Source organism: Paenibacillus sp. E194, assembly GCF_000935845.1.
GTDB classification, from domain to species: domain Bacteria; phylum Bacillota; class Bacilli; order Paenibacillales; family Paenibacillaceae; genus Paenibacillus_B; species Paenibacillus_B alvei_B.
Genome location: NZ_JMDX01000351.1, coordinates 1 through 4,604 on the forward strand (window position 1 = coordinate 1; position 4,604 = coordinate 4,604).

Genomic DNA, 4,604 nt, shown 5'->3' on the forward strand with positions numbered 1-4,604 from the left:
ACTGGTGCTACTGGTGTTACTGGTACTACCGGCGCGACTGGCACTACTGGAGTTACTGGCGCTACCGGCACGACTGGCGCTACTGGTGCCACTGGCGCTACGGGGGCTACCGGCACTACCGGCGCAACTGGCGTTACTGGTTCGACTGGCGCTACTGGGGCTACTGGCGCTACCGGTGTTACCGGCGTTACTGGCACTACCGGTGTTACTGGAGCTACCGGCGTTACTGGCACTACGGGTGTTACTGGAGCTACCGGCGTTACTGGCACTACCGGTGTTACCGGAGCCACTGGTGCGACTGGCTTTACTGGAGCTACTGGCGTTACAGGGGCTACCGGTGCCACGGGCGCTACGGGTGCTACCGGTGTGACTGGGGCTACGGGGGTTACGGGGTTACGGGGGTCACTGGAGCTACAGGAACGAGTACAACTGCAACGTCTGCATTCGCTGCAAATACAACAGGTGCAGCGATCGCCGTTGTCCTTGCAGGAACACTCGTACCACTTCCTAGTGCTCAGAATATTGGTCCAGGTATCACTATCAACGTAGCAAACGACACATTCACTGTCTCTACTGCCGGTAGATACTATATAACCTACCAAGTCAATTTAACTGGCGGCTTGCTTCTTGGCTCACGTCTTCTTATTAACGGCACAGCCAATGTAGCATCAACCATAACACCAGTGCTTACACTTTCCAGCTTTAACAATGATGTCATCTTAACTTTGGCCGCAGGTTCAACGATTTCCCTTCAACTGTTCGGAATTCTTGCGGTAGCTACATTAATTAATAATGGTGCCGGAGCAGCGGTAACAATCATCCGACTCAGCTAAAACCATATATTAACAACCTTCGTTGATAGCCGTGTGAATAGCTTCTATTCGCACGGCTATTGTTTTAATTTGTTAGGTTAATTTCAGCGCAACGGAAATATATATTTACTAGTAAGCACCTACAACCTTGTTCGAATGGAGGAAATCAACTTGCCAAGCATAAGCCTGTGCATGATTGTCAAAAACGAGGAAGATACGTTGGCACGTTGTCTGTCTTCAGTCGCTGATTTTGTAGATGAAATCATTATCGTAGATACAGGCTCCACCGATCGAACCAAAGAAATCGCTCGTCCATTTACAAGCGATATTTATGACTTCGTATGGATAGACGATTTTGCAGCGGCACGCAATTATGCATTCAGCCAAGCTACAATGGAATACATCCTGTGGCTCGATGCTGACGATTTTTTACGTGAAAAAGACAGGAGTAAATTAGCCAAGTTAAAGTACACTCTCGATCCTAGCGTGGATTCCGTCACCATGGAATACCATCTTGATCACGATGAATACGGCAATGTTACAGTGAAGAACCGACGTAATCGGCTCGTCAAGCGAAGCAACTCATTTCGCTGGATCGGCAGGGTACACGAGTATCTAGAGGTGTGGGGACATATTATCAACAGCGATGTTGCCGTAACCCATGCCAGCATGCATCATGACAGGAATCGGAATATCGCGATTTATGAAAATGCGCTGCAGCGTGGCGAAACTTTTACACCGAGGGATTTGTACTATTACGCAAATGAACTGCAAGATCATGCACGGTATGGGGAAGCCATTCAATATTACGAACGCTTTCTTGAAACTGGCCAAGGATGGATCGAGGACAATTTGTCTGCATGCGGAAAGATGGCTGACTGCCATCATGCACTTGGAAACGAACAGCTCGAGTTAGAGAGTGCGATTCGCTCCCTTCAATATTCAGCTCCACGTGCAGAAATTTGCTGTCGCCTCGGATTTTACTTTATGCAGAAGAGTGAATGGCAGAGCTCTATCTTTTGGTACAAAACGGCCACTGCCCTCAATCCATCTGACGATGTTCTCGGTTTATCGAATACATCATGTTCTACATGGCTCCCCCACTTGCAATTATGTGTGTGCTATGATCGCATCGGAGAACATCAATTGGCCTCAGCGCATAACGAGTTAGCCGCTCAATATCGCCCAGAAGACGAACGAGTGCTGCACAATCGAGCGTATTTCGAGTCCATCCTCTCCCCATCAGACACTCCTGTTACAAGTGATGCATCTCATTAATTCGTATGCTCAAGCTCTCCGTCTGCTTGCTGCTACAAAAATTCAGATACATATCTTCAAAACGTGATTTCATGCAGCAGCAAGTACGAGGTTAATCTTATTTATGTAAGATACTGCACTAACTACCGATGGATAATTTGAACTTTTGCCGCGAGCCCCCTTCAGGGCCATTCGGAACCGACTCATCCTGAGGCACAAATCCAAATTTCTGGTACAGTCTTCTTGCAGGCTGTCCATCTGGAATATCTTCACCGAACGTAGTAACGATTACTTCCGCAGGAGGCCTTACCAATCTTAAAATATGTTCAAGTATTGCCGAACCCACTCCTTGTTGTCTGGAATGGGATGAAACCGATAGCCAATGAATTTTATAGATCGGGGCATTTGATGAGGAGAAAAGCACCCCGCCCAACAGCAGTGCACCAGGGCCTCCGTCATTCTCTCTTATGCAAAACGCCCTCCCCATCTCGATACTCTTCTCAACAGCTTCCACAAAATGAGGATCGTCCACCATTGGGCCAAATAAATACTCGACTTCAGCGGCTAACTGCAGCCACTGCTCGATGTCTTCACACATTGCTCTTACAACTTTCATGCTAATTCCCCCCTATCTGCCGAAAGATACTGGTTGTATGACACGGATGGACCCATCAGTGTCCGCGTCCGCGTAGTTTGGTAAATACTATTCTTATCCCTTTAACGAGCAGAATTATTATAATACTAGAAAAGTATAAAAAATAGGCAATCATGATGAAATAGAATCCCGATATCGGAATTCCTTCGTTATCATTTACATTAAGAATAATAGATTCGACGGGAACAAACTCCTTTTTCCCTTTATCTAAAATGAATTCATTGTTTGAGCAAGGGAATTTATTCATGCTAATTACTTCTTTTCCATAATGACCTGTTACTGACGGTGCTATCTTCGATGAAGTCGTCGCCCTCCATTCATTCACCGAACCACCTGGCATAATCGTATATGGTTGAAAAATATCCGCCTTAACCTCGAATATCTCAACATCCTCATGACAGTAATCCCTATACAGTTGATGTAATGCTGTCTCAATTTTAGCCAATGTGTCGTAATGCTGCATGACTTTCACAAAAATAGGTAGTGTAAGAAGGACAAAAATAACGATGTACCCGATCACCACTTTGTTTCGCAACCATTTATTCACAACTTCCCCCCCTATTTGCATATGTAAAACGTACTACTTCAACGATATATATTTTCGGCTACACTTTTATAAAAATAATGTAGAACAAGGCTGTTCCTACTCAGCTTGACTAGAGGAACAGCCTTCCTCATCAGAACTTACTATTTACTAGAAAACTGAACTTCCATAGGATTTAATTGATTCACAGTGGTTCCATTTCCTAGCTGCGCACTTTCATTTTTCCCCCACGACCATGCGGTTCCGTCTTTTTTCAGAACCATGCTGTGACTCTTTCCTGTCGCTATACGTGCAGCATCAATTCCTGCCAACTGCACGGGAGATAGTTTATTGGTTTTGGTTCCATCTCCCAGTTGTCCGTCGCGGTTATTCCCCCACACCCATACGCTTCCATCCTTCTTCATTGCTATCACATGGTATTCACCTACTGAAATGGCCTCGACTTCATCCAATCCTTTTACCATTCCTGGCTTTTCCCGATTGGTTGTCGTTCCATCTCCCAATTGCCCGTAGGAATTTCCTCCCCATGTCCATACGGTTCCGTCTTTTCGCAAGGCAACACTAAACCCATCTCCTTGCGAGATTGCCACGACGCCATCTAGACCCGGCACTTGTTTCCCTTGAAAATCCAACACTATCCCATCGCTTTTTAGTACAATTCCAGCATTTCTGGGATTTCCCTGAGCCATCGCACTTATTCCTGTAAAATTCAGCTTTTGAGGCTCCACTCCCGACGATGAGCCCCCCCATCTCCATACTGTTCCATCTTTCTTCAGGGCCATACTATAATCACCTACTGCGGTTACAGCAACAACTGAGTCTAGATTCGGCACTTTCTCTGGTGTAGGATACGTTGAATAGGTTCGATTCTTGTCTCCCAATTGACCATAGTACCCGTATCCCCACGACCATACGCGGCCATCTTGGGTCAAAGCCAACGTATGATTACTCCCTACTGCAACTCCAATAACGTTCTCCAGGTTGGCTATCTTCATAGCCATACTGGATTTCCCTCCTGTAGTCCCTAGACCCGCTTGACCAAATTCATTGTCTCCCCACATCCACAGTGTTCCATCTGCTTTTACATATGTGCTGTTCTTCTCTCCTACAACCAAGGATGCTCGTTTTTCGGGAAGTTCATATTTCATCCAACCTGGTTCCGACCATTCCGACCACAAGCTGCCATCACTTACTTTTACTCGTACCTGTACTTTTTGATTAGCTACAAGTGGAGTTGTTACTACCCAACTACCTTGGGTATTCGTAACATCCACATATTGTTTTTGGACTCCAGAATCCACGAGAATCTTCCCTGTCTCATCCAGTATCTGTACTT

General features: G+C 45.9%; 6 protein-coding genes. 3 read left to right on the plus strand and 3 right to left on the minus strand.

Annotated features, from left to right (window positions below; genetic code table 11):
- The 3 genes from AZ66_RS27135 to AZ66_RS27140 all read left to right on the plus strand — a co-directional run.
- Positions 1–549 (plus strand): hypothetical protein (locus tag AZ66_RS27135; protein WP_231587068.1); only part of this gene is annotated, 549 nt, incomplete at its 5' end.
- Complete coding sequence (locus tag AZ66_RS33150) at positions 471–833, plus strand: BclA C-terminal domain-containing protein (RefSeq protein ID WP_231587069.1); 363 nt, start codon at positions 471–473, stop codon at positions 831–833. The genes AZ66_RS27135 and AZ66_RS33150, both read left to right, overlap by 79 nt.
- A gap of 150 nt (positions 834–983) precedes the next feature.
- Positions 984–2,090, plus strand: a complete 1,107-nt coding sequence (locus tag AZ66_RS27140) for a tetratricopeptide repeat-containing glycosyltransferase family 2 protein (protein ID WP_044357743.1) — start codon at positions 984–986, stop codon at positions 2,088–2,090.
- Between the two features lie 118 nt (positions 2,091–2,208).
- Here AZ66_RS27140 and AZ66_RS27145 read toward each other — a convergent pair whose 3' ends face one another.
- The 3 genes from AZ66_RS27145 to AZ66_RS27155 all read right to left on the minus strand — a co-directional run.
- Positions 2,209–2,685: a GNAT family N-acetyltransferase gene (locus AZ66_RS27145; RefSeq protein ID WP_044357745.1), complete on the minus strand. Its 477-nt coding sequence runs from the start codon at positions 2,683–2,685 to the stop codon at positions 2,209–2,211.
- A gap of 55 nt (positions 2,686–2,740) precedes the next feature.
- A complete protein-coding gene (locus AZ66_RS27150; RefSeq protein WP_044357747.1) occupies positions 2,741–3,271 on the minus strand; it encodes a hypothetical protein in 531 nt (176 codons plus the stop codon).
- A 140-nt stretch (positions 3,272–3,411) separates the two neighbouring features.
- Positions 3,412–4,604, minus strand: a 1,193-nt coding sequence (locus AZ66_RS27155) for an RCC1 domain-containing protein (protein WP_442950327.1), incomplete at its 5' end; no start/stop codon positions are given.

Excerpts from the sequence above, each read along its gene's own strand:
- AZ66_RS27145 (WP_044357745.1), bottom strand. The coding sequence starts at position 2,685 with ATGAAAGTTGTAAGAGCAATGTGTGAAGACATCGAGCAGTGGCTGCAG.